This window comes from Streptomyces sp. WMMC940, assembly GCF_027460265.1.
Classification (GTDB): Bacteria; Actinomycetota; Actinomycetes; order Streptomycetales; family Streptomycetaceae; genus Streptomyces.
This window is the reverse complement of record NZ_JAPZBC010000001.1, coordinates 420994-435390: the sequence shown is the minus strand read 5'-3', so window position 1 is coordinate 435390 and position 14397 is coordinate 420994. Positions and strand designations below refer to the sequence as shown.

At 71.8% G+C, this 14397-nt stretch carries 15 protein-coding genes and 1 riboswitch; of the genes, 4 read left to right on the top strand and 11 right to left on the bottom strand.

Annotated features, from left to right (window positions below; genetic code table 11):
* Positions 1 to 45 precede the first annotated feature (45 nt).
* The 6 genes from O7595_RS02025 to O7595_RS02000 form a co-directional block, all read right to left on the bottom strand.
* Positions 46 to 909 (bottom strand): cytochrome c biogenesis CcdA family protein, encoded by an 864-nt coding sequence (locus O7595_RS02025; RefSeq protein ID WP_269726990.1) that lies wholly within the window; start codon positions 907 to 909, stop codon positions 46 to 48.
* A 6-nt stretch (positions 910 to 915) separates the two neighbouring features.
* Positions 916 to 1506, bottom strand: coding sequence for a peroxiredoxin family protein (locus O7595_RS02020; RefSeq protein WP_269726989.1), 591 nt, complete (start codon positions 1504 to 1506; stop codon positions 916 to 918).
* 500 nt (positions 1507 to 2006) lie between these two features.
* Positions 2007 to 2810 (bottom strand): class I SAM-dependent methyltransferase, encoded by an 804-nt coding sequence (locus O7595_RS02015; protein WP_269726988.1) that lies wholly within the window; start codon positions 2808 to 2810, stop codon positions 2007 to 2009.
* Positions 2807 to 4414: a radical SAM protein gene (locus O7595_RS02010; protein WP_269726987.1), complete on the bottom strand. Its 1608-nt coding sequence runs from the start codon at positions 4412 to 4414 to the stop codon at positions 2807 to 2809. The genes O7595_RS02015 and O7595_RS02010 overlap by 4 nt, the downstream gene beginning before the upstream one ends.
* Before the next feature lie 163 nt (positions 4415 to 4577).
* The gene (locus O7595_RS02005; RefSeq protein ID WP_269726986.1) at positions 4578 to 4790 is read right to left on the bottom strand and encodes a hypothetical protein; all 213 of its coding nucleotides are present in this window, start codon (positions 4788 to 4790) and stop codon (positions 4578 to 4580) included.
* Between the two features lie 250 nt (positions 4791 to 5040).
* The gene (locus O7595_RS02000; RefSeq protein WP_269726985.1) at positions 5041 to 5604 is read right to left on the bottom strand and encodes an SRPBCC family protein; all 564 of its coding nucleotides are present in this window, start codon (positions 5602 to 5604) and stop codon (positions 5041 to 5043) included.
* Positions 5605 to 5751: 147 nt separating this feature from the next.
* Here O7595_RS02000 and O7595_RS01995 point away from each other — a divergent pair, with 147 nt between their 5' ends.
* Both O7595_RS01995 and O7595_RS01990 read left to right on the top strand, forming a co-directional pair.
* A complete protein-coding gene (locus O7595_RS01995) occupies positions 5752 to 6483 on the top strand; it encodes a CDP-alcohol phosphatidyltransferase family protein (RefSeq protein ID WP_269726984.1) in 732 nt (243 codons plus the stop codon).
* Positions 6484 to 6928: 445 nt separating this feature from the next.
* Entirely contained in the window at positions 6929 to 8584 is a 1656-nt protein-coding gene (locus O7595_RS01990) for a ricin-type beta-trefoil lectin domain protein (protein ID WP_269726983.1), read from the top strand.
* Positions 8585 to 8961: 377 nt separating this feature from the next.
* Here the strand turns inward: O7595_RS01990 and O7595_RS01985 are convergent, their stop codons facing one another.
* Positions 8962 to 9246 (bottom strand): WhiB family transcriptional regulator, encoded by a 285-nt coding sequence (locus tag O7595_RS01985; protein WP_269732332.1) that lies wholly within the window; start codon positions 9244 to 9246, stop codon positions 8962 to 8964.
* A gap of 162 nt (positions 9247 to 9408) precedes the next feature.
* Positions 9409 to 9623, bottom strand: a riboswitch (cyclic di-AMP (ydaO/yuaA leader).
* Between the two features lie 526 nt (positions 9624 to 10149).
* Positions 10150 to 10830, bottom strand: coding sequence for a GntR family transcriptional regulator (locus O7595_RS01980; protein ID WP_269726982.1), 681 nt, complete (start codon positions 10828 to 10830; stop codon positions 10150 to 10152).
* Between the two features lie 161 nt (positions 10831 to 10991).
* Here O7595_RS01980 and O7595_RS01975 point away from each other — a divergent pair, with 161 nt between their 5' ends.
* On the top strand, positions 10992 to 11525 hold the full coding sequence (locus tag O7595_RS01975) for a YbhB/YbcL family Raf kinase inhibitor-like protein (RefSeq protein ID WP_269726981.1): 534 nt from the start codon (positions 10992 to 10994) through the stop codon (positions 11523 to 11525).
* Positions 11526 to 11533: 8 nt separating this feature from the next.
* Positions 11534 to 12226 (top strand): metal-dependent transcriptional regulator, encoded by a 693-nt coding sequence (locus tag O7595_RS01970; protein ID WP_269726980.1) that lies wholly within the window; start codon positions 11534 to 11536, stop codon positions 12224 to 12226.
* A 467-nt stretch (positions 12227 to 12693) separates the two neighbouring features.
* Here the strand turns inward: O7595_RS01970 and rpsR are convergent, their stop codons facing one another.
* The 3 genes from rpsR to O7595_RS01955 are packed head-to-tail and all read right to left on the bottom strand — an operon-like array spanning position 12694 to position 14391.
* Positions 12694 to 12930, bottom strand: a complete 237-nt coding sequence (rpsR, locus tag O7595_RS01965) for a 30S ribosomal protein S18 (RefSeq protein WP_269726979.1) — start codon at positions 12928 to 12930, stop codon at positions 12694 to 12696.
* 52 nt (positions 12931 to 12982) lie between these two features.
* On the bottom strand, positions 12983 to 14137 hold the full coding sequence (locus O7595_RS01960) for a CobW family GTP-binding protein (RefSeq protein ID WP_269726978.1): 1155 nt from the start codon (positions 14135 to 14137) through the stop codon (positions 12983 to 12985).
* A complete protein-coding gene (locus O7595_RS01955; protein WP_269726977.1) occupies positions 14137 to 14391 on the bottom strand; it encodes a type B 50S ribosomal protein L31 in 255 nt (84 codons plus the stop codon). The genes O7595_RS01960 and O7595_RS01955 overlap by 1 nt, the downstream gene beginning before the upstream one ends.
* Positions 14392 to 14397 lie beyond the last annotated feature (6 nt).

The following is a 14397-nucleotide window of genomic DNA, read 5'->3' as shown; positions in this document are numbered from 1 at the left end:
ACGGCAGGGTGCCCGGCGACCCTCCTCCTGCCAGGAGGCCCTTGATCACGTTTGCAGGCCGGTGTCCCGACTCGTGCGCTTGCGGCGCCGGATCAGAAGAGGAGTGAGGAGCAGGAGCGCGAAGAGCACGGCGATCACGGCCGGCCCGGCTGAATCCAGGGCGTCGGCAGCGACTCGCTGGATGCCGGTCGCCGCGTCGACGACCGGGTCAGTGGTGGTGGGGTCGCCCTGGGCGCGGATCTCGTACCAGCCGTAGTAGGCGACGTACGCGCCGACCAGGAGGAGCAGGCCGCCGCCGAGTCGCGGGGCGATCGCGCCGAGGCGGCGCAGGCGGGTGACCGCCGTGGTGCGGGTGAGGGCGACGGTCAGGGAGGCCACCCCGACGATCAGGCCCATCCCGGCGGCGTAGGCCGCGAACAGGACGACGCCCTCCGTGGTGGAGCCGCTGCGGAAGGCGGAGACGACGATGGCGAGGAAGGGGGCGATGGTGCAGCCGAGGGAGGCGGTGGCGTACGCCATGCCGAACAGTGCCATGGAGGGCGCGGAGCGTGTGACGGTGGGGGCGCGACGGAGCTTCGGGGCCGGGGTGGGCAGTTGGCGGCCTGCGAGGAGCCATGCTCCGGCGGCGGTGATGAGCAGGCCGAAGGCGATGGTGAACCAGGGCAGGTGTTGCTGGACCTGGCCGGCGACGGGCTGGATGACGAGTCCGAAGATGCCGAAGAAGGCGGCGAAGCCGATGGTCATCGCTGTGGTGGCGGCGAGTGCCCGGCCGACGGCGACGGTGCGGCTGGGGGTGTCGTCGCCGAGGACGAGCAGGGAGAGGTAGGCGGGGAGCAGGGCGAAGCCGCAGGGGTTGACGGCGGCGAGTATCCCGGCGCCGAGCGCGACGGCCAGGGGCAGGTCGGCCATGACGGTTCAGCCGGTGAGGGCGGAGAGCTTCTCCGCCAGGCCCTTGCCGCCGGGGAGTACGCCCTCGTGGACGGTCCTTCCCGTCCGGTCGAGGATCACGTAGTAGCTCTGCTGGGTGATTTCGAACCGCTTCCACACCTCGCCGCTCTCGTCGGAGAGGTGGGGGAAGGCGCTGGTGCCGGTGTCGGAGACGAAGTCGCGCATGGCGGCGCTCTCGTCCAGGCCCGCGACGCCGACGACGTTCGCCCTGCCCTGGTTGGCGGCGGCGACCTTGGCGGTTTCGGCGGCCTGGCCCTTGCACGTCGGGCACCAGGGTGCCCAGAACCACAGCACGGTGGGCTTGCCCGCGAGGGTCTTCGCGTCGAACGGTTTGCCGTCCACGGTGGTGGCGGTGAAGTCCAGCGCCTCGGGGACCTTTGCGCCCTGCGAGCCGCCGCCGCTGTCGAGGGAGCCGGCGGGCGAACCCGTGGGGGAAGACGCCTTGGTGGGGGAGGCACCCGTGTCGCCGGCTGACGCGGAGTCTTCGTCCGAGCCGCATGCGGTCAGAGTGAGCACGGCGGCAGCGAGGGCGGCCGGGAGGAGGATGCGGGTGCGCAAGGAGGGCTCCTGAAGGGTCGGGACCGATGGCGATGGTAGTGGCGGCGGCTCGAGCGGGCAGCGGACCGGACCTTACGAATCGGTGACGTCAGCCGGCGGCGTCCTTGAGCCGTGGGGCACGGCGCCGTCGACGAGGCCGGCCGCGGCGCCCCGGACGGCGTGCACGGGGGATCGAGGGATCTTGGGGGAGGTGTGTGCTGCCGTGGTCATGGTGATCGCCCCATCCGTCGGGTGGTTCCTCTGCTCCCGCCGCCGACGCTGGTCAGGGTGGTGGGGGCAGGTGCGCGACCGCCCTCACCCACGCGCCGGTGGTCCCGCGCGGCGTCCGGTTGCCGTTGCTCGCCGGGGGTGTGTGCAGGGAACCGTCACCACCGTCACCAGGGGAACGAGGCATCGGATGGGTGTCTTCTCTCAACTACGGGATGAGGCCGGAGACCGAGGAGCTGTCGTCGGCCCCTTCAGGGCTCAGAGCTCGCGTCGTGGCGCTGCCGTCCCGCCCGCTACCGCGGCGTGCGTTCGGCGATCAGCAGCGCGTAGCCGAGAACACCGTCCGCGACCGCCGAACGGGCGGCTCCCAGGACGGCAGCGGCGGACTCGAGATCGACGCCCGCGGCGGTGAGGCGAGCCGGCGCGGTCATGCGCAGCAGGTTCAGCCGGGCCTCGATCTGGTCGATCATCCGCACCAGCGCCTGGTCGGCGCGCTCGGTACGGAGCGTGCGCAGCCCCGCGCCGGCCAGGATCCCGGTGTACTCCTCGAGCGGCCGGGCGTCGGCGATGCAGGCGATGCGGGCGCCGAGGCCGGTGAGCGCGGGCGGAAGCCGGGTGGGATCGACCGTGACGTCGGTGATGCCGAGGCGGCCACCGGGCCGCAGGACTCGCGCGAACTCGGTTGCCGCCCGTGCCTTGTCGGGGAAGGTGCACAGGGCGCACTCGCACACCACGGCGTCGAAGACGCCGTCGGGGTACGGCAGGTGCTCGGCGTCCCCCGTGGTGAAACGTGCCCGGTCGGCCAGGCCCGCTGCCTGGGCGGTGCCCTGGGCGAGGGCGGCGTTCGCCGGCGCGTAGTCCACGCCGTCGACGTCGGCGCCGTAGGCGTCGGCGAGGAGCAGGGCGGTGGTGCCGCGGCCGGAGGCGACATCGAGGACCCGTGCCCGCGGGGTCAGGCCGAGGCCGTCGGCGAGGCGGCGGGTCAGGGTGGTGCCGCCGGGATGGTAGGACTCGCCGAGAAGCAGGGAGACGACGTCGGAGGAGTACGCGGCGGCGCAGCACGCTTTCAGTTCCTCACCGGTGGGCGGCTGAGTCATGACGGGAGCGTCCCTTCTTCACCGGGGGTGTTGGTCGCGGTCTTGGAGCCGTACGGCGTCGTGGTGAGGCGTTCGGCGAGCGGCAGGGCGTTCGGCGCGACCGGGGCGACGGGGACGCCGGACATCTGCGCCCGGACCTGTTCGCGGTAGCCGACGGAGTTGTAGGCGCAGAAGGGGATGAGGCGTCCGTCCGGGGTGATCTCCTCGACGCAGCACTTCATCAGCTGCTTGACGTTGAGGGTGTAGGGGTCCTGGAAATCCTGCACGACCACCATGAACGCCTTGTCGTCGAGGTCCTTCACCGCCTCGGGGAGGTCGATGCCGCAGGCTCCTCCGTAGCCCCCGGCTCGGGAGGTGTTCCCGGTGCAGCCCAAGGCCTCGGCGGTGGCCCGCAGTTCCTCCGCGGTCGTGGGGGTGCCCATGAAGGCGGAGGCCGACCACAGCTTCTCCAGGGCCTTGCGGATCCCGGTGTCGGGCATGACCCGGTTGGTGACGTAGTCGAGGTGGTCCTCGACGTTGAGCAGCCGCGGGATGGGCACAACCGTTCGGTCGCCCGGCTCGCCGTCGACCAGCAGATAGGTGATGGAGCGGCAGGTCGGGAAGCAGCAGGGCACGGGGAAGAAGTCGCCCTTCCGGAACCAGTCCGGGCGCTGGGCGTTGATGAGGCGGATGACGTCGGGGTTCGTGAGCCGGTCCAGCGGGTCGAACTCCATGTGCCGTCCGGAGTGGGTGACCGGCTGGAAGGCCACGGACCGTACGGCGGGATGGTCGATGCCGTACTCGATGATCGCCCCGAGCTCGTGCTCGTTCAGCCCGCGCTCGACGGCGGCGACGAGCGTGACGGTCAGGCCCGCCCCGGCGCAGTTGTCCAGAGCCCGCTGTTTGAACGCACGCAGGTCACGGCCCCGGATCTCCCTGTGGGTGCGCTCGTCGAAGCCGTCGAACTGCAGGTAGACGTTGACCGACTTGCCCGGCACCTGGTTGCGCTTGCCGAGTTCGGCGACGAAGTCCTTGTCGGTGGCCAGGCGGATCCCGTTGGTGTTGAGGTTGACGTTCCTGATCGGGCGGGCCTGGGCCAGGTCGATGAAGTCGAGGATGTGCTTGTGGATGGTGGGCTCGCCGCCGGAGAACATCACCACCTCCGCCTCCCCCTCGGACTCCACGAACGCGTCGAGCATCCGGGCGCACTGCTCACGGGTGATGGAGTAGCCGTCCTGCTGGTGGCCGGAGTCGGCGAAGCAGATCGGGCAGTCAAGGTTGCAGCCGGTGTTGACCTCGACGATCCCCAGGCAGGCGTGCTGCTTGTGCTCCGGGCAGAGCCCGCAGTCGCTGGGGCAGCCGTCCTTCACCTCGGTCTGGAAGGCGAGGGGGATGGTACCGGGCTTGTTGAACCGGGCCGAGGACAGGTACTCCTCGGCATCCCCGTAGACCAGAGCCTCGAACTCACCGTGCTCACCGCACCGCTTCCGCAGATAGACCTTGTCCTTGCGGATGTTGACCTGCGCATCGACCGGTGTCTTGCAGAGCGGGCAGATGGACTTGGTGAACTCCACGAACACCTCGTCGCGGTCCGCCTTGTGCCGGGGTGCGGCTGGCTGGGTCATGCGGAACTCCTCCATTGACGGGCTTCCTTCACTCATCGGGGGTCTTCACGATCGGGCTGCTCGCCCGCCTGCGATGCGGGTGGGGCCGCGACGGTCGGGAGCGCTCCTCCGGCCCGGCGCACGGCGGGCGCGGCCACCGCCGGGCCACCGAGAGTCGGAACGATCACCGGCTGCCGGCACCGCCCCTCACCCCCTTTCGGTCGGTGTGCGCGGGAGCGGCCGCGGTGCGGGAGGAGCGGAACAGCAAGGGGGCGCAGAGCAGGGTCAGGGCGTCCTGGAGCAGCACGGACCAGCCCAGCCGCTGGGTCAGGGGGATCCCGAAGCGGGCGACGCCCATCGCCGTGTGCCTCGTCCCGAGCACGATCCTCAGCACCATGGTCCGACCGTAGGCTCCCGACCGGGGCGAGAACCGCAAGCGCGCTCACCGAACCACCACCCCGCACCCGGCACGTTCGAGGGCGAGGGCGATGTTCGCCCCCCGCGCGAGCCCGCGCCACCGGATGGGCGGTGTCCGGAGCGGCACCCGCTGCCGCGCCCCGGCAGGTACGCGCCGCCCTCGCCGCCACCGCAGGACCGCACTGTTCGCCGTCTCCGCAGTCGGCCCGCCGCACTCCACGGCAAGCCGATCACCGCAGAGCCGAGCGTCGCTCCGCCTCTCGTCGGACCGTGCCCAGGGAGGCCGCGACGGTCGCCTCCCACCGCGGGGCGACCAGGCCGCCCCACCATTGCCCGGCCCGCCACAGATCCGTGGCGAGTTCACCCGCGTAGACCAGCCGCGTGCCGGACCCGTGCCCGGTGAGGGTGAACGATTCGGTGACGGCGGGCACCGGCCCGCGCACCAGACGGAAGTCGACGCGCTCCGGGCGGGTGAACCGCACGGTCTCCACCGTCGTCGCCGTCAGCCGCCCGCCCGCCACCGGGGTGCGATGGGCGGCGAGCACCATGTCGCTGCCCCGTTCCAGCACCGTGACCTTCTCGCGCATCGCTCGGGTAGCCCGTCCCAGATACGGCTGGGCGATGACGTCGAAGACCACCTCACGCGGTGCCGCGATGTCGACGGTCTGCGGTCCGAGCGGACGTGCGCGCCGCCCCACGCCCAAGTCCAGCGGCAGTGCCCCGGTCACCAGCCCGAGATACCCACCCGCCGCGCCCGCCACGGTTACCGCCCCCAGAGCACCGATCCACGCCATGAGCCCGATCCTCTCCGCACGTCCGTTCCTGTCGCACCTACGACGCTAGGCCGTGAACGTCCGTCGATCGGTGAGCGCGCTCACCGACCTTCCGGCGCGTTGCCCCCTACTCTGGGCGCCGTTCCCCGTGGTGGAGGACCATTGAACGTGGAGTCCGTTTCCGAGCCGGCCGGCAGCCGTGCGGCGACGAACGCGCTGCTGGCCGGTCTGCGTGAAGACCGCTTCGCCCCGGAAGCCGTCGTGTGTTTCCTCGGGCGGGCCGCGCACCGGTCGCTGCGCCAGGCCGTCCGGCGTCCGAGGGCCCTGGTCGAGCTCACCGCCCTGCACTGCGTCCTGTACGCGCTGGCGGCCGGCAGGCGGCCCGGACGGAGCTGGGTGGTCGCCGGCTGGGGCCTCGCCGTCTCGCACCTGGGACTGCTGGAGGACCGAGACCGCCTGGCCGCCGCGGACCTCGTGACGCTGCTGCGTGCCAACCTCCCCGCCCTGCCCGGCGGATCCGGCAGGGGCTCCGGGGTCCTGGCGATCGGCCTCGACCTCGCCGACGGCCGCCTCGCCCGCCATCAGGGCACGACCTCCCCCTTCGGTGACTACGCCGACACCTTCGCGGACGCCGCGTTCTGGGTGTGGTTCACCCTGCGCCACGAACCCAGCCGCACCGTACGGACGGCGGCCATCGCCGCCTGGGCGCTGCCCGTCGTCACCGTCACCGGCGTCGCGCTGCGCCGCGGAGCCATGCCCGAGCGGCCCCGCCCCGTCCTGCTGCGCCCGGCCGCCGCCCTGCAGGCAGTCGTCGCCCTACGGCACCTGGTCCGGGGCCGGTCCGCGGTACGACCATCGTCGCGTCGACGGCTTCGAGCGGGGTCTCGCGGCAGCCGTTAGGGTCGCGATCCGACAGGGCAGGTGCGGTCCGGTGCGGCAGACCGATGGCCCGAGCGCCCTCGTCGAGCGAGGCCTTCGGCTTCACGGGCTGCCACAGGCTCCTGCCCGAGTCCTCGACAGAGGCGGTACGTGCGCCGAACGCTGCCGCACGTCCCGCCTCGGCTCGCTGGATGATCCTCACCAGGCCCGACGACCTCGCCCCACTTCGCCGTCGCATCCTCCTCGGACGGCAGCTCGCTCCGTCACCGCCGCATGCGCGACAGGGGCGTTCGATTGACAGACCGGGTGACGCTGAACAGTGCGCATGCCGGCTCCGTATGAAGGTTGTGCCCTCTTTGCGGGATCACCCTCAGGCCGGGTGGAGGCCCGGTCGTGCCAGGACGTTCTCGTGCCACGTGGGCTCTTGCCCACCTGGCGTGGGAGATCGAGGAAGCGAGGCCCTGCGATGACGCGTTCGGACACCGAAGACGAACACATTCCCCGGGAAGGGGCGATCCCCGGTCTTCTCTCGGAGGCCGACCTCGTCGAGCGCCTGCGATCCCGTACCGAGGCCGAACGGCCGGCCGTCCGGGAGCTGCAGCGGAGACACCTGCCCGTCGTCGCGGGCTACGCGCAGCTCTTCACCGTCAGCGCCCCGTCCGGCAGGCAGCTCGCCGACGAGGCGTTCTTCCGGGCGGTGGAGGAAGTCTGTGAAGGGGTCGATCCGTCAGGGACCTGGCGTCATCACGCGCTGACACACGTAGGCGAAGCCGCGCTCGACTGGGCCGCGGACGAACGACGGGAATGGCTGAGACCCGACTTCCTGGCCTGGGTGCACACGGCGGACGTCAGCAGGGGATCCAAGTCCCCCAACGCCATGATCAGTGCCTTCTACCAGTTGCCCGAGCGGCTGCGGTCCGCCCTGTGGTACGCGGTCGTCGACGACGAGCCGTACTCCGAAGTCGCCACACACCTGGGCACCACCTCGGGTGCCGTGCCCGATCTCGCAGCCAAGGCGCAGGTCGCCATGCGGGATGCCTATGCGCAGGAGCACTTGTCGCGCCGCGGCACAGCGGAGTGCCGTGGGTTCAAGCGCATCATCGAAGCCGCCGCGCAGGCGCGGGGCGGCGACCGGCACCCGGACCTGGCCGCACATCTGACCCGCTGCGTCGACTGCGGGGTCCTGCTGTCCGGACTCACGGGACTGTCCGGGAGTCCACGGACCCTGCTGGCCGAGGGGCTGCTGATGTGGGGCGGCGGCGCCTACACCGAGCGCGTCCCCACGCGCGGCACCCCTGAGACGAAGCCGCTCGAGCAGGGCACTGAGCCCGGCGCCGGCGGACGGGAGAGCCGGCTCGACGTTCATGCCGCACTCGGCGAGGTCTCCAACGGTCCCGGCCGTCCCGGGCCCGCGCATCGATCCGTCCCGGGACACCGGACCGTCAAGGCCGCCGGCGGCATGGCCGCGATGGTCGCCGTGGCCGCGGTCGCCGCGGTCGCCTCTCACGACGTCCTGCCCGAGAGCTGGAACGTCAGCGGTCTTGTGCGCCCCCAGCCGAGTCGGCCGGCCGACCCGTCTCCGTCCTCCACGCCCTCCCGCTCCGCCGACGGAACCCCATCGGGCGGTCCGAATACGGATCCGGGCCGGGAGGCACCCGCGCCGGTACCCGTCGGCACGCCCTCCCAGATCGTGCATGCGTCCACCGGGCTCTGCCTGGACGTGGAGAACCAGGTGGTGGACAAACGTGTCAGTGCCGTCGCCGCGCCGTGCGGCTCCGGGGCGACCCAACGATGGACCTTCGACACCGACGGACACCTGCACAACGAGGCCGACTCCGACTTCTGCCTCAAGGTCGGCGGAGACAGCGCGGTCGTCGGGATCCGGCCCTGCACGTCCGACGACCCGGACAAGCGATCGCGGATGACCTTCGTCATCAGTGAGAACGGGGCGATCCACTCCAAGCCGCAATCCGACCAGGTCATCGTCCCCGTCGCCACTTCCTCCGACGAAGTGCGGCAGTTGGTGCTCAAGGAGAGCTCCGGGGTGGGCGACGAACGCTGGGGGACCCGGCCGGTCGGGGCCACGGGGGCGTCGCCTCTCCCCGCGGCGAGTGCCTCCTGACGACGGTGGGCCCGCGGAAGGAAGAGGGGGTGAAACACAGAGCCCCGTCGGGACCTTCTCGGAAGTCCGCGCGTGGAGTGGTGACAAGCGGTGCATGCCAAGAGCGGCGCCGTCCGGTGCAGATGACATCGCCGTGCTCGCCCGCGATGCGGAGGTGCGAGAGGACGAGGTCCTGACTCGGTGAGTCCCGGCGCCTCCCGACAGGATCAGCGGACCGCGACGAACCGTTCACGCGTACGCCGACACCACGGTGCCGGCGTACGCGCCGATGCCTCAGGCCGGTACGGCTTTCCGTTGGCCCGGCGTCGTCGGGGCCGTTCCCGGTGCCGGCGCCCTGCTTCGCCGGCAAGCGGGATCCGGGCCCCGTGCTCGACGGGTCAGGCCGGGGTGCAGGGGGCCGTATCGGCCCGACGCCGGTGTTCCGTGCGAGCGGACTCCAGCAGGTGTCGCCAGGAGGCCACCTCCGGCCGGCGCCGCAGCAGCGCACGGCGCTGACGCTCGGTCATACCACCCCAGACACCGTGCTCGATGCGCTCGTCGAGAGCGTAGGCAAGGCACTCCACGAGTACGGTGCAGCCGGCGCAGACGCCCTTGCTGAAGTTCTGCGCGGCACCCCGGACGAACAGTGCGTCGGGATCGACGTTCAGGCACGCCGCGCGCACACTCCAGTGGTTGTCGGGATCCGCGGGTACGAGGTCGGGCTGCGGGTCAGGCTTCCGGCCCCTGGTGGTCACTGACGATGCCCCGCCCGCCGGACGCGGCCGGGGCAGGGAGAGCGATCCAGGTTCGGGCTTCGGGGAATTGGCGGCAGGCTTGCCCATGATGTGCGTCCTCACCGATGCCTACGAGGTTAGCTGTCGGGTTCGGACGTGAGTTGCCCGGCCGGGCCGCGTGATGCGCGACTCCTCGGCTTCACCCCGAGCCACACCGTCGAACGTGCCAGTGCTTCGGTGGTCCGTTCCGGTGCGGCACTGCGTACGGTCGTCGGTCTGGCGGAAGACTTCGGGTCCCCCGCTCCTGCCTGCGGCGCTTTCGCGTCTGCTGTTCCCGTCGGTCGGTGGCAGGACTCGGCGTTCCGGTCCGGCGGAGCTCGCTGTGGCGGGCTGCAATGAACTAAGCACATCCCAGCGGAGAGTTCAATCCCCTCCGACGGTCCCACCCGAGGGGGAGTGTGCCCGGTCGGGCCGAGTTTCCGCTGGTCCGAAGGGCAAGGCCGGGAAGCCAAGGGCGGTCGCAAGTCGGGTCCGTTCCGTAGCGGCACCGGGCGCCGGAAGCGGAGTCCCGGTGGAACCGACCGGCCGCACGGACAAGCCGTGCACAGCGCCGGAGGCTCCGCCTGTCGGATTCGGTGTCGTCACGCGCGAGGCCCCGGTGGCCGCTGCCGTCTTCGCCCTGGGCGTATGGGCGAGTTGGCACAGATCCCACCGTTCGGGCCGGTCGACGCGGTGCCGGCCGAAAAGTCGGGCGTTGCGGCGGCGGTTGCGGACGCCGGGTGATGGGGACCCGGTTGACCGCCCGGGTTCGTGGCGTGACCGCGATCTGTTTCGGTGATTCCTGACTGACCTTCACACGGGGTCGGCCATGACGTCCGCGGTCCGGGTGAGGTGCCGGATGAGGAGCTCGGTCGCGGCGTCGGCGTCGCGGGCCAGCGCCGCCTTCTCCAGCCTGCGATGCTCCAGGGCCCCGTCCCGGCCGGGGTTGCGGTGCGCCGACCAGCGGCGTGCCAGTTCGCTCGCGGTCCACAACCTGTCGAAGGTCTGGAGCAGGACGGGGTTGCCGCACCCCTCCAGCAGCGTTCGGTGGAAGATCCGGTGGGCCTCGGACCACGCGCTGCTGTAGTACTCGCCCTCCTCCGGCAGGTACGCCGGGGTGCGGGCCAGGCGGTGGTGGGCGGCGCGCACGCGAGCCTCCCAGTCGACGTCCCCGCGCTCGATGGACATCCGGAGTACGACGGGTTCGACGGTCCGGCGGGCCTCCGCGATCTCCTGCCAGCGGCGGTCGGAGAAGGCCGGGACGGCGAAGCCGCGGTTGGGCAGCCGGTCGGCGAGGCCCTCGCCGACCACCCGCACGAGCGCCTCGCGTACGACGGCCAGACTCACCCCCTGTTCCTTGGCGAGGTCCTGCGGTTTCAGCGGGTCACCAGGGGCGTGGTCACCGCGCAGGATCGCGTCTCGCAGGTGCGCGTAGACCTGTTCGGAGAGCATCTGCTTCCCGGCGGGAGCCGAGGTGTGAGCCGTACGAGTCATGTCCTCAGCGTAGACGATCCCCTAGATAATCGATTATCTGTGTTACTGTCGATTTCGTGGTGGTCGGCAGGGCGCCGGCGACGCCGTTCCGTCGCGCCCGGGGCCGATGGCCGACCGCACCACCACCACCCCGGCGCACAGCTCAGAGAGGAAAGACGCCCATGCACTCCAACGACCCCTTCGCCCGCCTCCCCGAAGCGGCCTCCTTCACCGTCACCAGCACCACCGTCGCCGACGGGGCCGCCTGGCCGCCGGAGCAGCACGCCTCCGCGCTGCCCGGTGGAAAGGACCTCTCCCCGCAGCTGTCCTGGAGCGGCGCTCCTGGCGGCACCGAGAGCTATGCCGTCACCGTCTACGACCCCGACGCTCCCACCGGGTCCGGGTTCTGGCACTGGGCGGTCGCCGACATCCCCGCCACGGTCACCGAGCTGCCCGAGGGCGCCGGCGACGACACCGGCGCGGGCCTCCCCGAAGGTGCCTTCCAGCTGCCCAACGACGCCCGCCTGGCCCGCTACATCGGCGCCGCACCGCCGCCCGGGCACGGCCCGCACCGCTACTTCGTCGTGGTGCACGCCCTCGACGTCGCCTCCATAGGAGTCCCCGCCGACGCCACCCCTGCCCTCCTCGGCTTCACCATGACCGGCCACACCCTCGGCCGGGCGGTGCTGACCGTCACCGCCGAGACGCCCGCCTGACGTCCGGCATGTCCCGACTCATCGACACCACGGAGATGTACCTCCGCACTCTCCTGGAGCTCGAGGAGGAAGGCGTGGTCCCACTGCGCGCCCGCATCGCCGAGCGCCTGCGGCACAGCGGCCCCACGGTCAGCCAGACCGTCGCCCGCATGGAGCGCAACGGCCTGCTGCGCGTGGCCGGCGACCGGCACCTCGAACTGAGCGAAGAGGGCCGCCGACTGGCTGTTCGTGTCATGCGCAAGCACCGGCTCGCGGAGTGCCTGCTCCTCGACGTGCTCGGGCTGGAGTGGGGGCAGATCCACGCCGAGGCCTGCCGCTGGGAGCACGTGATGAGCGAGGCCGTGGAACGCCGCGTCCTGGCACTGCTGCGGAATCCGACGCACTCACCGTACGGCAACCCGATCCCTGGCCTGGCCGAACTCGGTGAGGAAGGCGCAACCGGTCCGCTCCACGTCGGCGCCACGGTCAGTCTCGGCGAGCTGAGGACCGGGCCGGACGGCGTCAGGGCGGTCGTGCACCGCATCGGGGAATCGGTTCAGGCCGACTCCCGGCTGATACACGCCCTCCGGTACGCCGGACTGCGGCCCGGCGCGGTCGTGAGCGTGACGTCGTCACCCGGCGGTGTGACGGTCGGCAACGGCCGGGTGACTGCCGAACTCCCGGTGCCCACCGCCGCGCACGTCTTCGTGACCAAGCCCTGAACCAGCAGGGCGCCTGCCCGTTGCCGTGACCGGTGCGGGCCCGTGGGCGGCCCTCGGCAACGACCTGGTCGAGGGCCGCCCCCGTTCGCGGAGAACCGCGATCCCCCCGCCATCACGGCCGGGACGGCGGCGTCGGCCGGACGGGGGCCACTCCCTTCGCGGACCGCAGGGGAGGTTCGCCGGGACGGTCTCGTCGGAAGGGAGCGCTTCCAGGCCGCCCGCGGGCCGGGTTGATCCGGCCGCCGTCGCCGGGCCCGGAGGACCGGCGCTGAGCGGGCTGCTGTACCTCCTTGTTGGGGCGGCGACATCCGGCCCGCGTCCCGAGCGCCGTCAGCGGTGCCGAGCCACCAGGATCACGTGGACGAGAGCGAGGCCGGCGATCAACCGGGAGCACGCCGGCCGCTTCCTCGAGAGGTGGGGCCACGGTGGTGGTGCGACACCTCCCGCCATCCGCGCCGCGGCGAGCCCTACCGGCTCGCGTACGGGAGCAACGCCATTTCGCGGGCGTTCTTGATCGCTGTGGCAAGTTGGCGCTGCTGCTGGGCCGTGACGCGGGTGACCCGGCGGCTGCGGATCTTGCCGCGGTCGGAGATGAACTTCCGCAGCAGGTCGGGGTCCTTGTAGTCGATGTAGGTGATCCCTGCCGCGTCCAGGGGGTTGGGGCGGGACTTGAGCGGCTTGCGGGGGTCTTGGCGGCGGGCCATGCGTATTCCTTCTGTGATGGGTTGCGGGCCGGGCTCTTGCGCGGCCGGGGGTCTATGTGACGGGGTCGAGGAGGGAGTCGAACGCGGCCGGAAGGTGCTCCCATGCCTCGGGCCCTGCGGCGTACTCGGCATCGGTGAGCAGGCAGGACTCGAGGACTTGTAGGAGCCCGTCGCGGTCGAGGCCGGGGGAGGTGAAGACCAGGTGCTGGCAGCGGTCGCCGTGCTCCGGGTGCCAGTCCAGTGCGGCAGCGGCTCGGCGCATGGGCGGGACCAGGTCCCAGGCGGCGTCCGGCAGGGAAGCCAGCCATGGGCCCGCGTTCTCCACGCACAGGGCTCCGCCGGCGGCGTCCCAGGCGAGCAGGGCGTCGGGGCGGTCGGCGAGCCAGAACCGCCCGCGACTGCGCGCGGCGGCGCAGCAGAGGTCTTCCAGTGCCTGGTAGAGGCGTTCGGGGTGGAAGGGGCGCCGGCAGTGCCAGACGAGGGTGGCGACTCCCGCTTCGTCCGCCTCCTGGGGCAGTAGGGCGCAGGCCGGGTGCTGAGCGGCGGCCGCCGCTTCCACGTCGAAGCCGGCGAAGGCCAACTCGGCGACCTCACCGGACCCGGCGGCCACCCGGCGGGCAGTCGGGTGGAGTTGGGCAAGGAGTGCGCGGTCCTCGTCGTCGGCCTCCTCGCTGTCGACGAGGGCGAGCACGGGCGCGTACTCCAGCTGACGGGCCCAGGTGTCGCCGACCGTGCGCTGGTCGGTGGTGGCGGCGGCGAGACCGACTTCGGCCAGGTCGTCGCCGTTGGCGAGGTAGGGGAGCACGAGACCGGGATCGACGGCGGTCATCACATTGGTGAGATCGAGGACGCCGCCACCGTGCGCGACGACGACCTCGGCCATCGCCTTGGGCTCGACGGAGTCCCACAGCTCGACGATGGCGAGCCGGGTCAGACCGCTGTCGGCCAGGCGCAACAACTCGGGAACCAGGTCCTCGCGCAGCGCGCAGCAGGCGCAGTCGTTGACAAGCGGGGCATCGCCGCGGGACAGCTCGCCCGAGGCATCCCGTACCTGGCGCAGGACGGTGCCCTCGGCCGCCGTGGCCAGGTCGTGGTGGAGTGCGACGCTGCCGGGGACGGTGCGCAGGAGGCGGTCCACCACCTCCTGGCGGGCGTCGGAATGGAGTCCGCCCACGATCACGACAGGCAGTCGGGCATCGTTCCGCATCAGTTGCCCCCGCGTCGGCCGTAGCGGCGCTCGAACCGCTCGACTCGCCCGGCGGTGTCCAGGACACGGGCGGTCCCCGTGTAGAAGGGGTGGCTCACGTTCGAGATCTCGACGTCGACCACGGGGTAGGTGTTGCCGTCCTCCCATACGACCGTCTTGTCGCTGGTCATGGTGGAGCGGGTGAGGAACGCGTGATTCGCCGCCCGGTCGCGGAAGACGACGGGACCGTACGCGGGGTGGATTCCGGGCTTCATGGGACG